Source organism: Ruegeria sp. HKCCD7181, assembly GCF_057221055.1.
In genome coordinates this window covers 239740-260722 of sequence record NZ_JBWVBC010000004.1, presented here as the reverse complement: position 1 = coordinate 260722, position 20983 = coordinate 239740, and the positions used below count along the sequence as shown (strand labels likewise).

Genomic DNA, 20983 nt, shown 5'->3' with positions numbered 1-20983 from the left:
GCTGGGAGGAGGCGCCTTGCCCAAATTCAGGGTCAGGCGGAATTATTCACCGATCTGGTCGAGAATGCCCTGACCCCAATCCTGACCTACGTCCTGCAGGACTTGCGGCCAGACTTGCGCGCGTACATGGGCAGCAGTCGCAGCAAGCTCTTCGTCTGTCAGCGAAACGATCGTGGCGCCATTATCGGCCAGTTTCTGTTCAAACGCGCCTTGATCGGCTTCGGCTGTTTCCCAACGTTTGGCTTCGAACTCCAACGCAGCTGTTTCCAGCGCTGTGCGGTCTTCTTCACTCATGTCGGCCAAAGTGCCCGAGTTGATGATCATGTACCAAACTTCGAAGTGAGTGTTCACAGGCACGTAAGACGTCGTCACATCTCGGAACGACGCATAGTAACCCTCGGCGCCCGAACCGACGACACCGTCGACAACACCGGTTTGCACCGCAGTGAAGGCTTCAGAGAAGGGGATCGGCGACGAGATATAGCCCAGTGCGTCGGCAGTCAGCTGGAAACTTTTGATGCCAGGTACGCGAACCTTGATACCCTTTGCCGAGGTCGGATCGCCCGGGTTCACAGCGTCGGTATTCAGGGCCACGCCGCCAAAATACACCGGATAGGCGGCCAGCATGGTGATGTCCTGCTTGGCGTAAAGATCTTTCATCGCACTGTGAATTGCTCCGCCGGGGCCGTAGATCTTTTTCGCCTCAGCCCAGTTGGAGGCCACGTAAGGGAAAGCCGAGATCTGCATACGGCGGTCAACAGCCGTCGCAGCGGGCTGCACGGCCATGTCGATTGCGCCAACCGAGATACGCTCCTGAACCGAAGTATAATCCCCCAGCGCCGAAGCCGGGAACAGGTTAAGCTCTACCGAGCCATCTGTTGCGGTTGTCAGCTCTTCTGCAAAGGCACGCAGCTCGTTGTCGATGGTGGCACCTTGCGGCCGGATATGGCTGATCTTCAGCGTGTCGGCGGCTGCGATGCCCGCAGTTGCGACCACAGCAGCAGTCAGGCAAGTGGATTTTAGAAAGTTCATCATGGATAAGTCTCCTCCGTGAGTGATGAAGTTGGCGGCTTAGTAGCCAAAGAAGCGGGGCAGCCACATCGACAGGTCCGGCCAGAAACTGGTCAGAAATACGACTGGCAGATAGCCCAGCAAAATCAGTGTCATCGCGGGGCGGATCACCTTGGTGACCGGCACCTGGCCGATGCGTGCGCCCAAATACAGGATCGAGGCATAGGGCGGCGTGACCCCGCCCATGGCGGTGTTGACGCCCATGATTGCTGCAAACTGTATCGGACTGACACCGATCGCCTGCATCAAAGGTAACAGCAACGGAGCAATCAGGATGATCGCCGTAACGTCATTGACCACCATGCCAACCAGGAACAACAGGATGTTGATCAGGACCAGCAGCAACGCCTTGTTTTCAGTGATCGAAAAGATGCCCTGTACGATCGCCTGGGGAATACTTTCCAGTACGAACATCTGGCTGAGGATCATCGAGAACAAGATCATCAGCATGATCGCGCCAACCGAAGTGGCGGCCTCTTTGCCAGCGCCCAGAAACGTGCGGACATCCAGCCCCTTGTAGATCAGGAAACCCACCGGGATGGCATAGATCACGGCGACCGCCGCGGCCTCGGTCGGGGTCATGATACCGCCATAGATGCCGCCCAGAATGATCACTGGCATCAGCAGCGCCGGTGTGGCCCTGAGCCCGCGATGGGTTGCCTCAGATACAAAGGCTGAACCTTTCAGCGGCTCGTTCAATTGCAACGGGAACTTGCGGGCCATGCGGATGTTGACCACCGAAAAGCTGGTCATGATCAACAGACCGGGACCCAGCGTCGCAAGGAAACAGGCCAGGATCGAAGTGTCTGTAACCCAGCCATAGACGATCATAGTTACCGATGGCGGGATCAACAGGCCCAGAAGCGATGCGTTCGCAATCAATGCCGTCGCATATGCACGGGGATAGCCCTGTTTCTCCATTTCGGGGATCAACAGTGGGCCAATGGCAGCAACACCGGTCAGACCTGAACCCGAGATCGCACCGATCAACGCGCAGGACACGGTGGCAACGACACCCAGACCGCCTCGCAAGTGACCGATAAAAATGTTGACGAAATTCAACAGACTTGCCGCAATGCCGGATACGGACATGATCGTACCGGCCAGAACGAACAATGGAATGGCCAGCAGCACTGGGTTTCCAAGCTGCTGGAAACCCCACAGCATGTTACCCTTCATGACCACGTCACCGGCGAAGTACATCACCATCAGACCTGCGCCGAAGCAATACGGCAGCGGAACGCCCAATGTCAGCAGGATTACCAGAACCAGTACGGCGAAAAGCGCGATCTCGATCATTTCAGGCTTCCTTCAACGACAGGGCTGGCAATGGGGGAAAACAGGGCGCGCAGGTGCATCAGCAGATGCCAGGCGGTGAAGATCATCATCAGCACCATCCCGACAAACAAAGCGACATCGACGTAGAAGGTTGGCAGATACAATGTCGGGCTCTCACGCCAGACACGCATCGAGTATTTGGTGAAGTCCCACGCCCAGCTTGTCAGCCAGATGCCGACAACCAGGCTGATGACTTCTCCTATGACGGCAAGAACCTGATGTTGCCTTTCGGTCGACAGAAAAATCTCAAGCACGTTTGCTCGGATATGTGTGTTCTCTCGCGAGGCGTTAACTGCCCCCAGCATGTATAGCCACAGGGTGGGATAGAGCAGGCTTTCTTCCAGCCCCATCACCGGGATTTCCAGCACATACCGGGTGATCACCTGCACAAATTGCCCGATGGCAACCAGGCAGATCAGGACTGTCAGTAAGACGCTTGAAAAGCGTGTCATTTCCCCCTCCGTCATTGCGAATGCAGGTGGTGCATCCGTGGCAAGAAAACTTGCGAGATGGGGGCATCAAGTCAAAGCGATTTAATTGATCATAGAATAAAGTTACTTTATAGCTTTAGGAAAAGACGTGGATTAACAACAGCACATGAACCTCAGTTTTCGTCAATTGCAGGCCTTTCGCGAAGTCATGCGCACGGGTTCGGTCTCTGACGCTGCCCGAATCCTCGGTCGAACCCAACCGGCTGTCAGTGCGCTGATTGCCAACCTGGAAGCGGAACTGGGCATCGCCCTGTTCCGCCGGCAACGTGGCAAAATGGCCCCTACCCCCGAGGCCCAATACTTCATCACCGAGGCCGAAGCGATCCTGGATCGCCTGTCGCTTTCGACGCGAACAATGCGCGAGATTGGAGCACTGACGAAAGGGCGCCTGAACATCGCCTGCATGCCGGCCGCCGCCAGTCTTTTGATGCCGCAGCTTCTGGGTGAATTCCTGCGGGACAAGCCAGACGTGCGGGCTTCTTTGATGATGCGGGCGTCTCCGGTGATCGAAGAGTGGGTTGCCTCACAGCAGTACGACATCGGGCTGGGCGAAACCCCAAACACGTCGGCGGCAATTGATACCATCGACTTCGACATGCGATGCGTGTGTGCGATACCTGCGGGTGATCCCTTGGCCGAACTGGACATTGTCGAGGCGCACCATCTGTCGGGTCGTCCGATGGCCGCATTGCAGGAAGGGCATCCAAACCTTGTCGCAACACTCAGGGCATTTGCCGGTCAAAAAGCCAGATTTGAACACCGGTTTGAACTCAGAACCTTTCACCCGGCTTTAACTCTGGTGGAAAAGGGGCTGTGCTACTGTATCTGTGACCCGATCACTGCAGCCGGATACATCAACATGCGTCCTGATCCCCGACCTGTGGTTTTTCGTTCCTTCCGTCCTGACGTAGGCCTGAACGTTTCGATTATGCGCCCCGCGCATCGCCCCCCATCAGCACTGGCGAGTGAATTCGCCCAGCTCTTGGGGTCGGCATTGGAGCGTATCAACAGGCAATTCTGAGGAGTTGAGGTATCCCGGTTGGGAGTTGCTCCAACGACGCAGGCCACCGGAGGTTGATGTATCTTGATCACGCATAAGAATACAATTTCGGCGCCGTCAGCTTCGTTTTTCCAGGGCTTCAGCAAACGCAATGGCACACGCTACCGCATCGACCATCGGCAACAGGCAGGGCGGTCAGAGTGACAACCTGTGTCCGCGCCTGCGGTATCATGGCGAAGTAGGCACCACGCAACCGCAGGATGGGCACACCTATCACAACAGCAACGAACAATCCCGCCAGTATCGCCCTCAAAAAGGCGTTGGGCGCTTCTAACATGCCCTTAGCGGTCTGGATCGCTTGGACGTCGCCTACGCCAGCAAGGTTGGCTTTTAAGGTAGCCAGTGTGTACTCCAACTTATTGGCTTTGGTGTTCGATGCGACGTTGTATTCGCAGAAAGTATCCGTGCGCGCTGGACGAACCCCTTCATGTCGTCGGATGCGATCTCGGGTGTTTAAGCACCGCCGACCGGTACCCACAAGCCGAAGAAGATGCTATCCGACATCACATTCTTCTTGTTCAGGACGTTCTTGACGTGGCGCAAGCTCAAAAAGCGGAACCGGATTTGGCGAAGATCCTAAACGGCAGAATTTGGATCCTACTGCGGTTGGGGGCCTTGAGTTGAACCTTGACGACGTTACCAATTCTGCCACTCACTAAATGGGCTTGGCCGAGGCACAGGTCTAATGGTATCAACGCTCTAACCTGGAAGAATAGCGATTTGCGTATTGGCTAGTAACACCGACACCGAAAGCGAAGTTGGCCAGACGCTGCAAAGGTTGCGCCAAGAGCGCGATCTGACCTTGGCGGATCTCGCCGCCCGGGCGCAGGTTTCGACTGCAATGATCAGCCGGATTGAAAACGGACACGTTTCGCCCTCACTTGGCACGCTGCAATCTTTGGCTGATGCGTTGGACGTGTCCCTTATGGCGCTGTTCACGTATTCCGAGGTTGCCGCGGATGTCCATCATGTAAAGGCTGGCCAGGGATTACCGTCCCGACGCATAACACTGGACCACGCGCACGATTATTTGTTGCTGGGCAAACATGGCGGACCAGGAGGCTCTTTCCAGTCTGCACACATTTCCATCGCGCGCGATCAATCTGAACACCTGCCCAGCTATCAGCATGAAGGATATGTTTTTTTGTACATGATACAGGGCAATGCAATTTATCGATGCGGTACTGAAGATTTTGTCATGGAACCCGGCGACACACTAAGCTTCGATGCCAAGCTTCCCCACGGTTTTCGAGAGATACTCTCGGATGAGATCGAGTTTATTACTGTGTCGACGCGCCCACAGTAGCAGGGCATTCCGAATTCAATCTGACAGAGCAGCAATATATAGCGTAGTCATATCACTATCAGCCTCCGCATAAAAAAATACTATGATTAAGCCCTCCTTGGTCCAAAGACTTGAAATCAGTGAAAGCCAATGAAGATCACATTCCGACAGGTTGATGCATTTCGAACCGTGGTCTCGACCGGGACCGTAACCGAGGCAGCGTCAATGCTGGGCATCTCGCAACCTGCGGTCAGCCGCCTGCTATCTGATTTTGAGGCTGAAGTCGGATTTCAGCTGTTTCAGCGGTCCGGCCGGGTTCTGGTACCCACAGATGAGGCCCGCCTGCTTGTAGAAGAGGTACGCCAAGCCGTCAGCGGCATGGAGCATATCAAGGATTCGGCGCAAGCAATCGGAAAATTCGGGCACGCCCGCCTGAATCTGGTAATCACACCGGGTGTTTCATCGCAACTTGCGCCAGACCTGATTGGAGCGTTCGCCACTGCATGGCCTCAGGCCATGGCCCGGATGGAGATCGCCTCAAGCGACGATGCCGTTGAATGGATGGTATCGCAAAACTACGATTTTGGGATCACCACGACCGAACCGGCGAATCCATCCTTTGAAAGTTTGGTAATAACGGACAGCGACGTCTGCTGTGTGGTTCCGACCAACCATCCGCTGGCTGATAAAAACATCGTTCAGGCACGGGACCTGGCGGATGAAAACTTTATTTCGTACATGCCGTCCTCGCGTTTCCGCTTTGAGATCGACCAGTTTTTTAAAGCCAAGGGTATCAAGCGTCACTTGCAGTATGAGACCCGGACCACTGACGCAGTTTGCCGCCTCGTTGCGCGAGGGTTGGGTGTGTCTGTAGTCGGGGCCAGTCTGGACTACCTCAGAACGATACCGGATTGCGTGGCCATACCTTTTGCAGCCCCGCTGACATTCCAGGCAGTATTGTTTTGGTCAAAGAACAAACCGTTATCGGCAGTGGGGCAGTCCTTCTTGAAGATTGTGCAAGCCCGGATCAGCGACGGTTAAGTGCCTCTCGGAAGCTGGATCGCGCCTGTGCGCTGTGAATGTACGTGTAATCCCTGGGATAAGCGGCGCCGGCTTGAATCTCCATCGCAGCAAATTGCGGACCTTTGGCCGACAGAACCTGAGGCACGGCGGCGGAGAACTGATTGAGATCAGTAAATTGCTGCACACCAGAATATCCGGCGGCCCAAGCCATGGCTGCGAAATCCACTTTGTCCGCGCCGGGCAAAGGGTGCGACCCGTTTACCTCGTACACCCGGTTGACCGACAGGAAATGATACAGGTTTGTCACCCCTGAATTTGCAATCGTCACCAGCGAACCAAGATTCATGAGCAAGCTGCCATCGCCGTCCAGAACGATCACCCGCCGATCCGGATTGGCCAGCGCCAGCCCCAAACCATGGGACGAGGCCTGCCCCATTGCGCCCACGGCCACATAATTCAATTCGCGCGGGTTCAGTGCCAGCCAGTCGAAACAGCTCTGATACACAGCGACCACGATATCCTCGTCCCGGACATGTGGGATCAGGGCTTTTAGCGCTGCGTCACGATGCATGGTCATGACACCTCCGGAGATCGGCCGATCAGGAAGATATGAGGTGTTGATGTAGCATAAGCGGCCTCCACAGCCGCCGTGATATGGGCTTCATCCCCCGGCTCTTCGATCAGGGAATGCGAGAGTTCCATCGCGTCCAACACCGGTCGAATTATCCGGACACCATACGAGGCGGAACGGTCGGGATGGCAATGCGGCTCCTTACCTTGCAGCCCTACCATCATGATAACGGGCAGTTGATAATCCACCCCAATGGCCCGGATCGCATTCAGCGAGTCCATCAACCCGGTTTGCTGCATCATCAGGATTGCACGGGTGCTATTATAGGACATCGCTCCGCAGATACTGACGCCTTCATCTTCCTTGCAGATGCGGGTCAGCCGGAAGTCGTGATCTCGTGAGATCGGCCAAAGCAGGCCATCGCTGGTGACGACGTCCGGCAGGGCCACAATTTCATGCACCTTAGCGGACTTAATCGCTGCGATGATGGCCGCACCAGAAGGATGCGCAACGGTCGGCGCGTCGTCGGACAGGTGCATGGACGCGCCCATTACCTTCCTCCGACCAGAAATTCAGCGATCCCATCGCGCACCGCAGCCAATTCATGCGGATAACCAACGGTGATGCGAACATAGTCCCGATAAGCAGGCGATGCGAAACGGCGCACCGCGATACCTTTCTGCCGCAGCGCTTCATCAACTGCCGCGGCCGATGTGCCAGCAATTGAAAGCCGGACCAGAACGAAATTTGCCTGACTGGGAATAACATGCAGCCCTAAAGCCGCCAGCTCATCAGTTATCCAGCCCCGACCCTTACGGTTCGCATAACGGACAAAACGCGTGTGCGCCTTGTCTTCCAACGCCGCCAGTGCCGCCGCAACCGAAGAAGAAGCCACTGGAAAAGTCAATCCAATGCGGCACACGCTGTCCACAACTTCGTCTGGTCCGTACATCCAGCCCACGCGCGCACCGGCCAATCCAAAAATCTTTGAAAACGTCCTGCACATGACGACGTTACTGGCGTCTTCAACAAGTTTATGGGCAGGTTCATAGTCTTCGGCGTCGACATATTCCTCGTAAGCGGCATCAATTATCAGCAGCACATTATCCGGCAAAGCTGCGTGCAGACGCCGCACTTCTGCACCGCTCAGATATGTGCCAGCCGGGTTCTCGGGATTAGCCAGATAAACCATACGTGTGCGTTCTGTCAGCGCTTCGATCATCCTGTCGACGGATGGTTTGAAATGATCGTCGGCGACTGACACCACCTCTGCGTCGTTGGCGTAAGCATAGTTCGGCACCTTGAGATAGCCATTGGCGCTTCGGATCAACTCGGCGCCCGGTCCCAGATAGGCCCGCGCCAGACGCGCCAGAAGATCGTCCGAGCCCTGTCCGGTCGTGATCCGCGTCGCATCCAACCCATAATGCGAGGCAATCGCAGGTGCGAGAATCTGGTCAGGGTTTTCCTGATATCGCTCGATCGAGCTGACTGAGGCCCGCGCCGCAGAACGGGCGGTAGGGCTTGGCCCGAATACGCTTTCGTTTGAATTCAGCAATACTGCTGCCGGAGGGACAGTCTGCCCGACCCCGTTAACCATGTGAGGTTTGATCCTGTTTATTCCAGCTTTTGCTAGGGCAAGGGTCATTCGAATCCTCCGGAACTACCGTCGTGTGTTTTTGGCAGATATTTGTTATATCACATACTGTGTAGATTCTAGCAATTCACTTTCAAAAAAATTATGTTATGAGAATAGCAGACCAAACGCAGGACTAGCATGGCCGATACTCATCCACCCCAATCCAGCAGGCTTCACCTGAAAACCGATCTGGATGCGCCGGGTCGAAATTTTGGCGATCTGATGTTGAAGTGGTCCGACAACTCGGTCCCGCTTGGATACCATCCAATTCCCGTCGTTAGCATTCGGGGCCAACCGGGGCCGACTGTACTGATCTTGGGCGGCACCCATGGTGACGAATTCGAGGGCCCTGCATCGATCCTTCGACTGCTGGCGAGATTGGATCCGTCAACGCTGACCGGGCAGGTGATACTGGTTCCGGCACTGAATGCACCAGCAATTCAAGCATCAGCGCGCGTCTCACCACTGGATGGTCAGAATCTGAACCGCGCATTCCCGGGTGAGACCGATGGCGGCCCAACTGCAATGCTGGCAGACTTTGTCGAAACCGAGTTGCTCTCCCGTGTAGATGCGGCCATCGACCTACATTCCGGCGGCAAGGCCTCTGTGTTTGAACCCTGCGCGCTGGCTGCGCGGACAGATGACGCTAGCCTTACAAAGGCCAATATGGATCTGGCCAGAGCATTTGGCTTACCGCTGATCTGGGTGCTTGGGGCGCATAACGACGATCGATCAGTCAATGCCGCTGCTGCGCGCGCCAAGGTTCCAATGATCGCCGCCGAACTGGGCGGCGGCGGCGGAGTTGAGCCGGGCGTAACCGGTATGGCCGAGGCCGGGTTGATGCGCTGCCTGAGATATTTGGGGGTTCTTCCCGGCGAGCCACCCGACCCCATCGCGGCGCGAAGCGTTGAGATTGCCGATCCAATGCACACGGTTTACGCCCCGGCCGATGGATTGTTCGACCGATATTGCGCTGCAGGGCAGCAAGTCGCGGCAGGAGCATCAGCGGGCACACTACACTTCCCAATTGAGCCAGAGCGCACGCCCATTGACCTGACCTTCCCCACTTCTGGATACATTCTGGCCCACGGCAATCGCGGCATGGTGCGCCGCGGCGATCTGCTGGCCCTGGTTGCTCAGCCAGTGTCCGAGGATCACTGAATGAAAACTTACACTCCGTTCATTGCTGGTGCATTTCAGAACTGGGACGGAGAGACACTGCCCAGCGTTGATCCCGCAACCGGTGCGGAATGGAGCAGGCTCGCGCGCTGCGACGCACAAATCGCTGATCAGGCCATCCGGGACGCCGACCGTGCATTTAGCTCCGGCCCTTGGGCCCGAACAGGCGCGAAAGACCGGGCCGATATGCTCGACCAACTCGCCGATGCGCTGGAATCCCGATGGGAGGAGCTTGTCGCCCCTGAAATCCGGGACAATGGCAAGCGGATCACCGAGGTGCGAGGGCAACTTTCCGGGTTGCACAGCTGGTTCCGGCATTTTGCCTCCGAGGCGCGAAAATTACAACCAGAGCCACAAGCCAATACGATTGCCGGCGTAAGCAGCACCGGCCACCATGTGCCGTTTGGTGTGGTCGTGGCAATAACGCCTTGGAATTCACCCCTGATGATCCTGGCGTGGAAACTTGCCCCAGCGCTGGCAGCGGGTAATACGGTTGTTGTGAAGCCATCAGAACTGGCCTCAGCCTCGACTTTGGAATTTGCCCGGATTGCGCATGAGGCGGGCTTGCCACCCGGAGTTCTGAACGTCGTCACCGGCTTGGGTCATGAAGTGGGTGAGCCTCTGGTTCGTCATCCCTTGACGCGCAAAGTCACTTTTACAGGCTCTGATCTTGGTGGGCGGAAGGTGGCCGAGGCAGCCTCGGCTGGTGTAATTCCGACGGTATTGGAACTGGGCGGCAAATCTCCGCAGGTCGTATTTGCCGACTGCGATTTGGACAACGCAATCAACGGGATTCTATCCGGAATTTTTCTGTCCAACGGCCAAACCTGCGTGGCCGGATCCCGGCTGATTGTCGAAGCAAGTCTGAAAAATACCCTTGTTTCACGCCTGATTGATCGGGCCCGCGTATTGCGCCTTGGTGATCCGATGAATCCTGAAACACAAGTGGCTCCACTGGCAAACGAACCACATCTGCAAAAAGTGACGGCGATGATCGAAAGCGCCAAATCCGACGGCGCGGTTTGTTTGCTGGATGGCGTCAAAACGGCTGCGGGCCGTGCCGGATATTTTGTTGGACCCACGGTATTCGACGGCGTGACCACTGACATGCAGCTGTGGCGTGAAGAAGTATTTGGCCCAGTGCTGGCCATCACGACCTTCGAAACTGAAACCGAGGCCATTTCACTGGCGAATGACACTGATTACGGGCTGGCAGCGGGTGTCTGGACATCAGATCCCGACAAGGGCGCGCGGGTGGCCCAAGCCATCACGGCGGGCACAGTCTACATCAACCACTATCGCAGCGTGGATCCTGCCAGTCCGATCGGTGGGTTCAAGATGTCAGGCTATGGGCGCGAGCTGGGTCCCAACGCCATCAAAGATTTCTGTCAGGTCAAATCTGTTTGGACCGGCACCGCTCCGGTGCCTGATCCGTTCCCCTGACCAACACAGACACGGAGCGCAAGGAGGACGCGATGAACGACCACTTCAAAGCCCCAAAAGGTAATTTCCGCGGTCACGACAGGCAAAGCGTCTGGCACCAGCAACCTGATCCCGAGCTGACCGAGGTTGGGCCAGGGTCCGCCTGCGGTGAATATCTGCGCCGGTTCTGGATGCCGGTGGCAATGACGGATCAGATCAGCGATCTGCCCTATCGCATCCGCATTCTGGGCGAGGATCTGGTGCTGTTTCGAGAGAAGAAGGAAGGTAAGCTGGGCCTGACTCACCTGCATTGCTGCCACCGAAACATGAGCCTCGAATTCGGTATCGTCGAAGAAGGTGGCATCCGCTGTTCCTATCACGGTTGGAAATACGGCCTGGACGGCACCATTCTGGAAACACCGTGCGAACCGCCTGCATCTCAGGTCAAGAAAAAGGCCTGTCTGGGTGCCTACCCGGTGGTCGAATACAAAGGGCTGGCGTTTGCCTATTTGGGTCCCGCCGAAGAACAACCTCCATTCCCGGTCATGGATACGTTCGACGACGACGGCGATGAACTGGTGCCTTACCTCATCAAATCTCCATGCAACTGGTTACAAGTCATGGAAAACGCCTGGGATCCATTCCATGTGGTCTATCTGCACACACTGGCCGTTCGCAGCCAGTTCATTGACGCCTTCGCCGAAATGCCGATGATCGAATTCCACGAAAGCCAGACAGGTGATTTCTACACCAACGTCCGACGCGTGGATGATATCGTTTGGGTGCGCATCCACGACCACATGTTGCCCTCGTTCACTCAGAACGGTGGTCATTTCCCTGTACCGAACGGGCCACGCTATTTCGGACGCTGCGGACTGTCGCGCTGGATCACCCCAATCGATGACACGCACACGATGGTCATCGCCTGGCGCCATTTCCGCGATGCAGCAGCCAATGACGATCCAAAGGGCCTGACAGATAGAAGCAAAGTGGGCTACGGGATGACCGATTTCTATGGTCAGGACCCTGACCGCCCGTACGAAATGCGTCAGCGGGATCCAGGGGACTATGATGCCTGGGTCAGTCAGGGACCCAGAAACGTTCACGCCCGCGAAAACCTCAGCTTTACAGACCGGGGTGTAGCCAAGGCAAGGCGCCTGCTTCGCAGCGCCATCCGCGCCCTGCAAAATGGCGAGCGCCCGCCCCAGCCTACGGACAGTTTCCCCGGCAAAGTGATCCCCACTTACGCCGGTGACACGATGCTGCGCATTCCGGTGCAGAACGGGCGCGACGAAGGTGCGGTACTCAAAGAAATCTCGCATCAGGTGGCAGAGATCTACAAATCCGGCGATCACTTGCAAGGCGAGGCCCGCAAGATTTTCATTGTCGATGCGTTGAAATCCTACGAGGCAAGTTGGTCATGACCACGCGTATCCCCCACAATCCGGGTCGGGTCGATTGGTCAGGTGAAAACCCGGGTATCTATCTGAAACAGAACCCTGCGCAGAACCATTACGACACGCTGGCACTGTTCTTTCGTGTGGTTCTTTCGCCATATGGCAGAGGGCATGCGGCACTTATTCTCGGCGCGCCTGATCAACCGCAAGGCTGGCCACACGCGCCCAATCTGATCATGACCGACAACCAGCGCCTGATGCGATGGATCGTGGATGGATGGGTGACGAAGATGCCCACTTTCATCGGCAAGGCAGGTCTGGGCGCGATGAGCTGGCTTGACTGCGACAGCGTCGAAAAACGTCCCGGGGATCTGCGAGCCCGATACTCCGAGACCCTGCGCGGTTCTGGCGTGACGGTCGAGATGATCTGGCAGGATATGGGGCCGCCGCTGCCGGTCGAAGTGACCAAGGAGAACTCGGCGACCAAGGCGCACGAGATGTATTCGGTGTTTCTGGAGGCGAAGGCAGCACAAGTTGCAATCAACGGCACCCCCCTGCCCGGTCGCGTGGCCAGCCGCCAGTTCTTTGGTCGCACCATGTCGACCGCCTTTCTGGCCTTTTCCGAAACCTGGGTGACGCCGCAGGAGGATCTGTAATGCCTTTGAATGAACCGATCACCCCTGGAACGGTCGACTGGACAGGCGAAAACCCCGGTATCCTACTGAAGGACGACAGCGGCAATTTCAGTGCTATGGCACTGTTCTTTCGTGTGGCCTGGTCGCCGGTTGGTCAGGGGCAGGTTTTACTTTTATTTGGAACGCCGGATCAGGTCGATGGGCCACCGGACGCGCCGAATGTGATCCTGAGTGACAATCCCGATCTTACGCAGTTCCTGAAGGCCAATTTCATCAGCAAACTGGCCGCGTTTGCAAATGCCCCCGCCTTCGCCACCCTGCCCGAAATAGGCGCTCGAACCGTGCGGACTTCGGGCGACGCGATGAGCCACCGCTATTCCGAGACCATCGCCGGGGAAAACCTGACGGTCGAACTGGTCTGGGAAGGGTTTGAGCCACCGCGTGCGCTGGAGCTATCGCCACATGAGGTCGCCTCGGGCGAGCAAAACATGTTCTCGTTGCTGGTGCCTGCACTTTCGGCACAGATCATTGTCAATGGCCGGGCGCTTCCAGGCAAGCTGGGCACGCGGGTTCAGGCCGGGTACGAGACGACGACCGCGTTCCTGTATTTCTCGGAAACCTGGATCATCCCGCCGGAGGGTACATGACGCTGCATACCGCAGATCAGCTGGCTTTTGACAAGGCAATGGTGACTCAACCGGTCTGGAACCGGTTCAACACCGCGGCAGAGGCATTGGGTCTGGCCGAGAATGTCCTGCTGCATGCAGGCCCCGCTTTTGACTGTCCGCAACAGATCACCACTCCAATCCTGAATTCAGCCTGTGTGGCGGCGGTCTGGCAAGGTCTGGCCCAAAATTTTGATCAGGCCGAGGCAATGATTGGCGCAAGAGAGATTGTCTTGGAACCGGCGCAGGATCATGACGTGGTGACGCCATTGGCTGCTGTGGTCTCAGCTGACATGCCGCTGCACACAGTTTACGACGCCTGGCGCGGTCAGCAGCGCGTGTTCGCGCCGATTAACGCGGGCAACCGGCCAGCGATGCGGCTGGGGCTGCGGTCCGAGGCGGTGTTGGAGCATATCCGCTGGCTCAACACCCGGTTTCTGGATGTGCTGGACAAGGGGGTGGCCGAAGGGATCGCGCTGGTACCGCTGGCCGTGATCGGCTTGATGGGAGGCGACGATTGCCATGGGCGCACACCAATCGCGGCCCGTGCACTGGTTGCTGAACTCAAAGATCGCACGCCTGGCGGAATATCAGACGAAGACGCGCTGGAATTCATGGAAAGTTCACCTTCTCTGTTTCTCAACCTCTGGATGGCCGCTACAAAATGTATGATGAAACTGGCTGAAGGTATTGACGGGTCCAGCTTCGTCACAGCGGCCGGAGGCAACGGGTACGAGATCGGCATCCAGATTTCGGGTCTACCGGGTCGGTGGTTCACGACCCCGGCCAGTCCACCCAAAGGGGCGTTTGATGTCGACCTGCCGCAAAGTCGCGCTTTGGGTGCAATTGGCGACAGTGCAGTGGTCGAAGCTTTTGGGTTAGGAGCCATGGCGATCGACCTTAGCCCCGAGCAAAGGCGGGCGTTGGGCGCTTATCTGCCCGATAACGCAAAGGCGCGAATGTCCGGATTGTCTGTTGGTGCACACCCTTATTTTCGGGCGCTTGATGTCCGTCTCGGCAGTACTGCGCGCGGCGCGGTGGCTCAGGGTTCGGGTCCGGTAATTGGTCTGGGCATTCTCGACCGACTGGGTCAGGCGGGTCGGTTGGGCGGTGGTATCTACGACATGCCAGTCACTCCTTTTACCGAGGCTTTGAAAGCGCTCAAGAAATGACCGCCCTGAACAAATTCAGTGCCTATGAATTGGCAGAGCTAATCCGCGAAGGTGACATTAAACCATCCGAAGTGATGGCGGCACATCTGAACCAAATCGCACTGAGGGAGCCCATGATTGGAGCATTTCAACACCTCGATGCGAACCGCGCCATGGAGCGCGCTCACGCTGCCGATGCTCTCCCAATCGGCGGCCCGCTCCATGGCGTGCCTTTTGTCATCAAGGATATCATCGACACCGAAGATATGCCGACCGGGTGGGGCAGTGATCTGTATGCGGGTCGATGCCCTGATCGGAATGCAGCCTGTGTGCAGGCATTTCTGGCAGCAGGCGCAATCCCCATCGGCAAGACGGTCACAACTGAATTTGCCTATTTTCGCCCCGGCAAAACTGCCAACCCGGCCAATCTGGCGCATACACCCGGCGGGTCGTCTTCCGGTTCTGCCGCGGCGGTTGCTGACTTCATGGCGCCCATTGGGTTTGGCTCGCAAACGGCTGCTTCATTGATAAGGCCTGCCGCCTATTGTGGTGTTTGCGGGTTCAAACCGACCACTGGCAGCTATGATCTGACCGGTGTCATGAGCCTGTCCCAAAGCCTCGACACATTAGGCGTTCTGGCCCGCGATCCGCAGGATTTGGTGTTGGCCGATGCAGTGCTGCGCGGCACGGACTTGTTGCCTCCAGCCGACTTTGATGAGGCACTGCCACGGGTCAGCCTGATGCGCGGCCCTTGTTGGCAGGACGGAACCGTCGAGATGCGAGACACCTGCACCCGAGCCCTGTCCACCCTTGCCGCAACCGGGGCCGATACCGGCGAGATAACCCACCCACCGATTTTCACTGAGCTGACAAAGGCCCAGATCGTTGTCATGGGATATGAAGCAGCGCGATTGCGCGAAACGGAATACGCCGTGGGTGTGCCGGGCATCAGCCAACAGTTCCACGACTTAGTCACCACTGGGCTGGCTGTGAGTGATGATGACTACTGCAACGCACTGAGGCTCCGCGATCGCGCAGCAGAGGTGTTGGATCAGTTGCTTCGCGACACGGACGCGTTGCTTGTGCCTTCGGCGCCCGGCCCTGCGCCGGCGGGGCTGAACACAACGGGCGACCCGATCTTTTCACGGATGTGGACTCTATTGCAGGTCCCCTCGGTCGCGCTGCCTTTTGGCAAGGATCACTATGGGTTGCCTTTGGGCATTCAGCTGATCGGGCGAAAAGGAGCAGACGCCCGTCTGCTGGACATTGCAACTTGGGTTCACGGCGTACTCACGGGTTGACCACGTCGTTTTATGGGATCAGCGGCAGAAACAACGCAAGGGACACAGGAATACTAATGGCCGCGATCAACGTCTGAAGAGTGACGATGGCTGCCATCAACGGCGCATCCCCACCCAGTTGCTTGGCCAGAGTGTACGACGAAGCACCGGTTGGGACCACCGAATAGACAACGGCAATTTGCAGGACATCCTTCGGCAAACCTACATTCAAACCGATCACCAATACGGCGAGAGGGAAGACAACCATCTTCCCAGCGAAAGCCAGGATCAAAGGCAGCGCGCTTGCCGCCATGGCCTTGACCTGCAGATTTGCACCGACCGCCAGCAAGGTAATCGGCAACGCTCCTGCCCCCAGAACATCCGTCACGTCATGGAGCACAGGTATCCGGTCGCCGATCAGTTGGTTTGCACACACCGCCAAAAGAATTGAGATCACATAGGGATTGCGGGCCAACTCTCGCACGATCGCAACCGGTAGACTGTTGGCCCGGTCGCTTTTCAATGCCCCAACCAGCAGGACGACCATCACGATATTGGTGATTGGTACCAAAATGGCCGTTGCGAGAATTGCAATGTCCAACCCTGTGGGTCCGAACAGGTTCGCCGCCAGAGCAAGACCGATAAAGGAATTGTGCCGCGCACTTCCCTGTATGATCGAGGTCGCCTGCGGTGGCTCATATCCCATCAACCGAGCGCCGAGAATGGCAAAGATCAAGGCTGCAGCAAATCCGCCCAGAATGGCCACAGAATAAAGGCCCAACGCCGACTTATCCAAAGGAGACAGAGAGATTTTGCTGAACAGTAAACAGGGCATTAGAACCCAGTAAACCAGCTTGTCATTCAGGTTCCAGAAATCAGTACTTGGGATGCCGCCTTTGCGCAAAGCCAACCCGAGCGCAATAATCAAAAAAATTGGTAAGATTGAGGTCAGCGTCATCAGCATTGCGACACAAGTTCCATTGCTATGGCGACGAACTGACGCCCCTGCAGGGCGGTATCCGCTATATGCGTGTCACACCCCCAAAAAGTGATAGTCTAACCTCGGAACTACACTGGTTTCAGATCATTTGCATCACTTTTGAATCCGTGGTGAATTGCCCAGACTCCAAAGGGGCTTAGATAAAATTCGCCGCTCAGGATGTTGCGCGTTTCAAGTAATCGTCCACCATATCCGCAAAGCTCTGCTCGACTGCAAATTCGAACCCATTCTCGCACCGGAGCACAAGGGCCTTGAGGCCAAAGAACTCAGTATAAGTGACGGCGTCCGTGCCGAATACAGCTTCATGCAGGTCCAGCGGGCAAGAAATTGTCATCACCTCGGGGGCTTCTGACCCAGTGAGGCGAAAGAAAGTCAGAGTGTCCGAAATCCGCACTATACTAATCTCAGATGGACAGTTTGTGGGCTTCAGCCGGACATCCAGTTTTTCCTCCTGCGATAACGGCGCACGGGCAATCCAGTGATTGCGACCAATGTGGAACAGATCGGTTTCGCCTGTGCTGGCGCGCGTGTTGGGGCGGTCCGGCAATGGTGGAAGTGTATCGCCTGCCCAATCCTGAATCGCACCTGGCGACCCTTTGAGGTCGAACAGCGCGGCCATTTCGCTTCGTTGGAAGGTGACGTTGTAACTCATCTCATGACCTCAGCAGCTTGCCTTCAGGATCGTGAAAAACCGGCTTTGTAATGGTGACCGCGATCACCCCGTCACGCAGCCGGACATGTGCGGTTTCGCCCTGCCGGGAATGGCCGTTTTCCAGCAGAGCCAGCCCAACCCAACGATCATTCACCACGCTCCAGACGCAGGCAGTCACAAGACCCTCAGTCGCTTCTTTCCGACCTCCGGGAGTGAGCGGTGCGCCTTCGGGAATTTGCCGGTTGGGGTCTTCCGGCAAAATCCCAACCAGCTCTCGCCGAGTACCACCGCCTGCACGGCGCAACGCAACCGAGCGTTTGCCTATGAAGTCAGGCTTCTTCTTCGACATGACCCAACCCATGCCCAGATCATAGGCGTCGACGGTGCCATCCACCTCGTGCCCCAGCGACAGAAAACCTTTTTCGACCCGCAGCACGTGACTGGATTCCGAGCCGACCGGCAGAATGCCAAAGGGCGCGCCAGCCTCCATTACCTTGTCCCATAGCGCAGCCATATGGCGAGGTGCGACGTTGATTTCATATGACAATTCGCCGGTGAAACTGACCCTCACGACCCGAGCAGGGAACCCAGCAACTGTGCCTTCGCGGAAAGACATGAAGGGAAACGCTTCGGGCGAGAGGTCGACATTGGTACCAAGCGCCTGCAGGACCTCCCGCGCATGGGGACCGCAGATGGTGGCGTTGTTCCATTGGCTGGTGACAGTGGTAATCATCACCTGCCAGTCAGGGAATTCGGTCTGCAGCAGCTTTTCCATATGCTGGTTCACCGCGTCCGCATGCCCGGTTGAGGTTGAGATCAGCCAGCGGTGCTCATCCAGCCGGAACGCTACCCCGTCGTCTAGGATCAGCCCATCCTCGGACAGCATCAGCCCATAACGTCCGTCGCCAGGTTTCAGGCTGGACATGATGTTGGAGTAAATGAAATCGAGGAACTCCGGGACATCACGGCCTTTCAGCTCGAATGTACCCAGGGGCGAACCATCATAGACGCCGACACCCTCGCGCACAGCGCGGCATTCGCGGTTCACGGCCTCTTGCAAACCTTCACCTTGCTTCGGGAAGTAACCCGGGCGACGCCAGCGTGCACCGGCCTCATACATCACCGCGCCATTGTCCTTGTTCCACTGCGTCACCGGCGTGTGCCGATAAGGAAACAGCACTGACTCTTCACGCAATCCACCGATGGCTCCGAAGGACACTGGTGTATAGGGGGAGCGGAACGTAGTTGTTCCAACGTCCTGCAAAGGCACGCCTTTTTGCATCGCTACTGTGCCGATTATGTTGACATTGCCAGTCTTGCCCTGGTCAATCCCCATACCGCCGGTGGTGTATCGTTTGACATGTTCGACGTTTGAGTAGCCTTCGCGCAGAGCCAGATGAACATCGCTGACCGACACATCATTCTGAACATCCAGAAACGCCTTCCCCTGCTGGCCGGGAACGTCAACACGCCACAACGGCTCAATCCCGTAGGCCAGATCTGTACCGCCTTCGATGATCCGGTTCAGCGCCAGATCTCCGGTTGCTGCACCAACGGTTCGACAGGCCTGAACCGCTTGATCAGGAACAAATGCCGCCAACTCTTCATCAAATCGCAAACTACTACGGGACTGCGACCAAAGATGCACGGTTGGATTCCAGCCGCCCGAGTGCCCCAGTAAATCGCACTCGATCCAGCTGCCTTGACCCCTATTTAGGGGTACCGCCTTTACGGCACGAACACCTTTCCGCCCGCGCACATCGCTGGCAACAGTTGCGAAGTGAACTTCAACTCCCGGCACGAGATCAAGAACCTCTTGCGCGACAGTTTTGCGGCTATCCAGGATAGCTGGCACAGAAATCCCTGCAGCCGTCAGATCAGCTGCTACTGCATAAGCACTGTTGTTGTTTGTGAAAAGAACGACGCGCTGTCCGGGCGTTACCCCCCAACGGTTGACGTAGGCCTGAACCGACGACGCCAGCATGACCCCGGGGCGATCATTGCCACCAAACACCATGGCGCGTTCTGTTGCCCCTGTGGCAATCACCACCTCTCCGGCACGCACCCGCCAGCTACGTTCCAGAATACCGTTGCGGCCAGGATCGCGTTCGTTCACGATCATCAGGTTGTGCTCACGATATGCCCAGACGGTCGCGTTTTGCAGATGGGTGACGTTCTCCATCCTGTCCAGTTCGGCCACAGTGTTGGCCACCCAGTTCATCGCAGGCTTTCTGCCAATAGTCAGGGTTCGATTTAACAGGCTGCCGCCTGCCTCGGTTCCTTCATCTGCCAGAAACACGCGCTTGCCCGCGCGCCCGGCCTCAAGCGCGACCTGCAAACCGGCGGGCCCGGCACCGGCAACGAGAACATCCGCATGGGCATGACGGGCTTCGAAATGCCCGGACGCAGGGGGGCTTGCAGGGGCAGCGGCCAGCCCGGCCGCTTTGCGGATCGAGGGTTCGAACAGATGCCAGTTGGGCCATTTGAATGTCTTGTAATAAAACCCCGCCGGGAGGAAACGGGCAAATAGCTGGTTAATGCCACCCAGATCGAACTCTGGTGACGGCCAGCAATTGACCGACCGCGCGCTCAACCCTTCACGCAGCGGTACAGTGGTAACTGGGCAGTTGCCCGAGGCGTCTTCGCCGTCCAACTCTACCAGTGTTGCGGGTTCTTCGGGCCCATGGCCAATGATGCCGCGAGGACGGTGGTATTTGAAACTACGGGCGGTGACGCGGACACCGTTGGCCAGCAGAGCTGAGGCCAGTGTATCCCCTTCATAGCCTTCATAATGCTTACCGTTGAACGTAAAGCGAAGCGGGCGGTTTCGATTGATGCGCCCGCCTTCAGCGCGGCGGTTACTTTGCATCATCGGGCACCTCTGCGATGTCATGGGTGCGGGTATCGCGCCAAATCGTCAGCCATTCACCGCAGCCACGCGCGTGCCACCACTTTTCCTGCACTGGCCCCAAGGGGTTCGGTGCCACGGTAAGGTATTCGACCCATTCAACGTCATTGACTGCGTTAGGGTCAGGCCGATCGGCTCCGACAGGGCCGCCGTAGATAAATTCGCTTTCATTGCGTTTGCCACAGAAAGGGCAGGGTATAAGCAACATGATCCTGTCCT

Annotated in this window: 21 protein-coding genes; 11 read left to right on the top strand and 10 right to left on the bottom strand. The window is 57.1% G+C overall.

What is annotated here, in order from left to right; translation table 11 throughout:
- Positions 1-42: 42 nt before the first annotated feature.
- Genes dctP through AC2TCY_RS10335 form a run of 3 tightly spaced genes read right to left on the bottom strand, consistent with a single transcriptional unit; the run spans position 43 to position 2861 of the window.
- Complete coding sequence (gene dctP / locus AC2TCY_RS10345) at positions 43-1035, bottom strand: TRAP transporter substrate-binding protein DctP (RefSeq protein WP_480847275.1); 993 nt, start codon at positions 1033-1035, stop codon at positions 43-45.
- Between the two features lie 36 nt (positions 1036-1071).
- Positions 1072-2370, bottom strand: a complete 1299-nt coding sequence (locus tag AC2TCY_RS10340) for a TRAP transporter large permease (RefSeq protein WP_480847273.1) — start codon at positions 2368-2370, stop codon at positions 1072-1074.
- On the bottom strand, positions 2367-2861 hold the full coding sequence (locus AC2TCY_RS10335) for a TRAP transporter small permease (RefSeq protein WP_480847272.1): 495 nt from the start codon (positions 2859-2861) through the stop codon (positions 2367-2369). The genes AC2TCY_RS10340 and AC2TCY_RS10335 overlap by 4 nt, the downstream gene beginning before the upstream one ends.
- A 145-nt stretch (positions 2862-3006) precedes the next feature.
- Between AC2TCY_RS10335 and AC2TCY_RS10330 the strand changes: the two genes are divergently transcribed.
- The 4 genes from AC2TCY_RS10330 (at position 3007) to AC2TCY_RS10315 (ending at position 6286) form a co-directional block, all read left to right on the top strand.
- Positions 3007-3921, top strand: coding sequence for a LysR family transcriptional regulator (locus AC2TCY_RS10330; RefSeq protein ID WP_480847271.1), 915 nt, complete (start codon positions 3007-3009; stop codon positions 3919-3921).
- 130 nt (positions 3922-4051) lie between these two features.
- Positions 4052-4234: a hypothetical protein gene (locus AC2TCY_RS10325; protein WP_480847269.1), complete on the top strand. Its 183-nt coding sequence runs from the start codon at positions 4052-4054 to the stop codon at positions 4232-4234.
- Between the two features lie 453 nt (positions 4235-4687).
- The gene (locus tag AC2TCY_RS10320) at positions 4688-5266 is read left to right on the top strand and encodes a helix-turn-helix domain-containing protein (RefSeq protein ID WP_480847268.1); all 579 of its coding nucleotides are present in this window, start codon (positions 4688-4690) and stop codon (positions 5264-5266) included.
- A 129-nt stretch (positions 5267-5395) separates the two neighbouring features.
- Positions 5396-6286: a LysR substrate-binding domain-containing protein gene (locus AC2TCY_RS10315; RefSeq protein ID WP_480847267.1), complete on the top strand. Its 891-nt coding sequence runs from the start codon at positions 5396-5398 to the stop codon at positions 6284-6286.
- Here AC2TCY_RS10315 and AC2TCY_RS10310 read toward each other — a convergent pair.
- Genes AC2TCY_RS10310 through AC2TCY_RS10300 form a run of 3 tightly spaced genes read right to left on the bottom strand, consistent with a single transcriptional unit; the run spans position 6273 to position 8484 of the window.
- Positions 6273-6845, bottom strand: a complete 573-nt coding sequence (locus tag AC2TCY_RS10310) for a thiamine pyrophosphate-dependent enzyme (RefSeq protein WP_480847265.1) — start codon at positions 6843-6845, stop codon at positions 6273-6275. The genes AC2TCY_RS10315 and AC2TCY_RS10310 overlap by 14 nt on opposite strands.
- Complete coding sequence (locus AC2TCY_RS10305; RefSeq protein ID WP_480847264.1) at positions 6842-7390, bottom strand: decarboxylase; 549 nt, start codon at positions 7388-7390, stop codon at positions 6842-6844. Before AC2TCY_RS10305 ends, AC2TCY_RS10310 begins: the two co-directional genes overlap by 4 nt.
- Positions 7390-8484, bottom strand: coding sequence for a pyridoxal phosphate-dependent aminotransferase (locus AC2TCY_RS10300; RefSeq protein ID WP_480847263.1), 1095 nt, complete (start codon positions 8482-8484; stop codon positions 7390-7392). The genes AC2TCY_RS10305 and AC2TCY_RS10300 overlap by 1 nt, the downstream gene beginning before the upstream one ends.
- A gap of 129 nt (positions 8485-8613) precedes the next feature.
- Between AC2TCY_RS10300 and AC2TCY_RS10295 the strand changes: the two genes are divergently transcribed.
- From AC2TCY_RS10295 to AC2TCY_RS10265, 7 genes are read left to right on the top strand one after another with little or no spacing between them, the layout of a single operon-like run.
- Positions 8614-9636, top strand: a complete 1023-nt coding sequence (locus tag AC2TCY_RS10295) for a succinylglutamate desuccinylase/aspartoacylase family protein (protein ID WP_480847262.1) — start codon at positions 8614-8616, stop codon at positions 9634-9636.
- Positions 9637-11097, top strand: a complete 1461-nt coding sequence (locus AC2TCY_RS10290) for an aldehyde dehydrogenase (protein WP_480847260.1) — start codon at positions 9637-9639, stop codon at positions 11095-11097.
- Positions 11098-11129: 32 nt separating this feature from the next.
- Entirely contained in the window at positions 11130-12500 is a 1371-nt protein-coding gene (locus AC2TCY_RS10285) for a Rieske 2Fe-2S domain-containing protein (RefSeq protein WP_480847259.1), read from the top strand.
- Positions 12497-13129 (top strand): hypothetical protein, encoded by a 633-nt coding sequence (locus AC2TCY_RS10280; protein ID WP_480847257.1) that lies wholly within the window; start codon positions 12497-12499, stop codon positions 13127-13129. Before AC2TCY_RS10285 ends, AC2TCY_RS10280 begins: the two co-directional genes overlap by 4 nt.
- Positions 13129-13755: a hypothetical protein gene (locus AC2TCY_RS10275; RefSeq protein ID WP_480847256.1), complete on the top strand. Its 627-nt coding sequence runs from the start codon at positions 13129-13131 to the stop codon at positions 13753-13755. Before AC2TCY_RS10280 ends, AC2TCY_RS10275 begins: the two co-directional genes overlap by 1 nt.
- Positions 13752-14945 carry a YlbE family protein gene (locus tag AC2TCY_RS10270; protein WP_480847254.1) on the top strand — a complete coding sequence of 398 codons (1194 nt, stop codon included), beginning with the start codon at positions 13752-13754 and terminating at the stop codon, positions 14943-14945. Before AC2TCY_RS10275 ends, AC2TCY_RS10270 begins: the two co-directional genes overlap by 4 nt.
- Positions 14942-16225 carry an amidase gene (locus AC2TCY_RS10265; protein ID WP_480847252.1) on the top strand — a complete coding sequence of 428 codons (1284 nt, stop codon included), beginning with the start codon at positions 14942-14944 and terminating at the stop codon, positions 16223-16225. The genes AC2TCY_RS10270 and AC2TCY_RS10265 overlap by 4 nt, the downstream gene beginning before the upstream one ends.
- Before the next feature lie 10 nt (positions 16226-16235).
- Here AC2TCY_RS10265 and AC2TCY_RS10260 read toward each other — a convergent pair whose 3' ends face one another.
- From AC2TCY_RS10260 to AC2TCY_RS10245, 4 genes are all read right to left on the bottom strand, one after another.
- Entirely contained in the window at positions 16236-17168 is a 933-nt protein-coding gene (locus AC2TCY_RS10260; protein WP_480847251.1) for an AEC family transporter, read from the bottom strand.
- Between the two features lie 190 nt (positions 17169-17358).
- The gene (locus AC2TCY_RS10255; RefSeq protein WP_480847250.1) at positions 17359-17856 is read right to left on the bottom strand and encodes a sarcosine oxidase subunit gamma family protein; all 498 of its coding nucleotides are present in this window, start codon (positions 17854-17856) and stop codon (positions 17359-17361) included.
- Between the two features lies 1 nt (position 17857).
- On the bottom strand, positions 17858-20728 hold the full coding sequence (locus tag AC2TCY_RS10250) for a 2Fe-2S iron-sulfur cluster-binding protein (RefSeq protein WP_480847249.1): 2871 nt from the start codon (positions 20726-20728) through the stop codon (positions 17858-17860).
- Positions 20715-20972, bottom strand: a complete 258-nt coding sequence (locus AC2TCY_RS10245) for a sarcosine oxidase subunit delta (protein ID WP_480847248.1) — start codon at positions 20970-20972, stop codon at positions 20715-20717. The genes AC2TCY_RS10250 and AC2TCY_RS10245 overlap by 14 nt, the downstream gene beginning before the upstream one ends.
- Positions 20973-20983 lie beyond the last annotated feature (11 nt).

Bases quoted from the DNA above. Each gene is read 5' to 3' on its own strand.
- AC2TCY_RS10270 (WP_480847254.1), top strand. From the start codon at position 13,752: ATGACGCTGCATACCGCAGATCAGCTGGCTTTTGACAAGGCAATGGTG.
- AC2TCY_RS10285 (WP_480847259.1), top strand. From the start codon at position 11,130: ATGAACGACCACTTCAAAGCCCCAAAAGGTAATTTCCGCGGTCACGAC.
- AC2TCY_RS10280 (WP_480847257.1), top strand. From the start codon at position 12,497: ATGACCACGCGTATCCCCCACAATCCGGGTCGGGTCGATTGGTCAGGT.
- AC2TCY_RS10245 (WP_480847248.1), bottom strand. From the start codon at position 20,972: ATGTTGCTTATACCCTGCCCTTTCTGTGGCAAACGCAATGAAAGCGAA.
- AC2TCY_RS10310 (WP_480847265.1), bottom strand. From the start codon at position 6,845: ATGACCATGCATCGTGACGCAGCGCTAAAAGCCCTGATCCCACATGTC.
- AC2TCY_RS10325 (WP_480847269.1), top strand. From the start codon at position 4,052: ATGGCACACGCTACCGCATCGACCATCGGCAACAGGCAGGGCGGTCAG.
- AC2TCY_RS10250 (WP_480847249.1), bottom strand. From the start codon at position 20,728: ATGATGCAAAGTAACCGCCGCGCTGAAGGCGGGCGCATCAATCGAAAC.
- AC2TCY_RS10260 (WP_480847251.1), bottom strand. From the start codon at position 17,168: ATGCTGATGACGCTGACCTCAATCTTACCAATTTTTTTGATTATTGCG.
- AC2TCY_RS10275 (WP_480847256.1), top strand. From the start codon at position 13,129: ATGCCTTTGAATGAACCGATCACCCCTGGAACGGTCGACTGGACAGGC.
- AC2TCY_RS10340 (WP_480847273.1), bottom strand. From the start codon at position 2,370: ATGATCGAGATCGCGCTTTTCGCCGTACTGGTTCTGGTAATCCTGCTG.
- AC2TCY_RS10265 (WP_480847252.1), top strand. From the start codon at position 14,942: ATGACCGCCCTGAACAAATTCAGTGCCTATGAATTGGCAGAGCTAATC.
- AC2TCY_RS10335 (WP_480847272.1), bottom strand. From the start codon at position 2,861: ATGACACGCTTTTCAAGCGTCTTACTGACAGTCCTGATCTGCCTGGTT.
- AC2TCY_RS10295 (WP_480847262.1), top strand. From the start codon at position 8,614: ATGGCCGATACTCATCCACCCCAATCCAGCAGGCTTCACCTGAAAACC.
- AC2TCY_RS10255 (WP_480847250.1), bottom strand. From the start codon at position 17,856: ATGAGTTACAACGTCACCTTCCAACGAAGCGAAATGGCCGCGCTGTTC.
- AC2TCY_RS10300 (WP_480847263.1), bottom strand. From the start codon at position 8,484: ATGACCCTTGCCCTAGCAAAAGCTGGAATAAACAGGATCAAACCTCAC.
- AC2TCY_RS10330 (WP_480847271.1), top strand. From the start codon at position 3,007: ATGAACCTCAGTTTTCGTCAATTGCAGGCCTTTCGCGAAGTCATGCGC.
- AC2TCY_RS10290 (WP_480847260.1), top strand. From the start codon at position 9,637: ATGAAAACTTACACTCCGTTCATTGCTGGTGCATTTCAGAACTGGGAC.
- AC2TCY_RS10305 (WP_480847264.1), bottom strand. From the start codon at position 7,390: ATGGGCGCGTCCATGCACCTGTCCGACGACGCGCCGACCGTTGCGCAT.
- dctP (WP_480847275.1), bottom strand. From the start codon at position 1,035: ATGATGAACTTTCTAAAATCCACTTGCCTGACTGCTGCTGTGGTCGCA.
- AC2TCY_RS10315 (WP_480847267.1), top strand. From the start codon at position 5,396: ATGAAGATCACATTCCGACAGGTTGATGCATTTCGAACCGTGGTCTCG.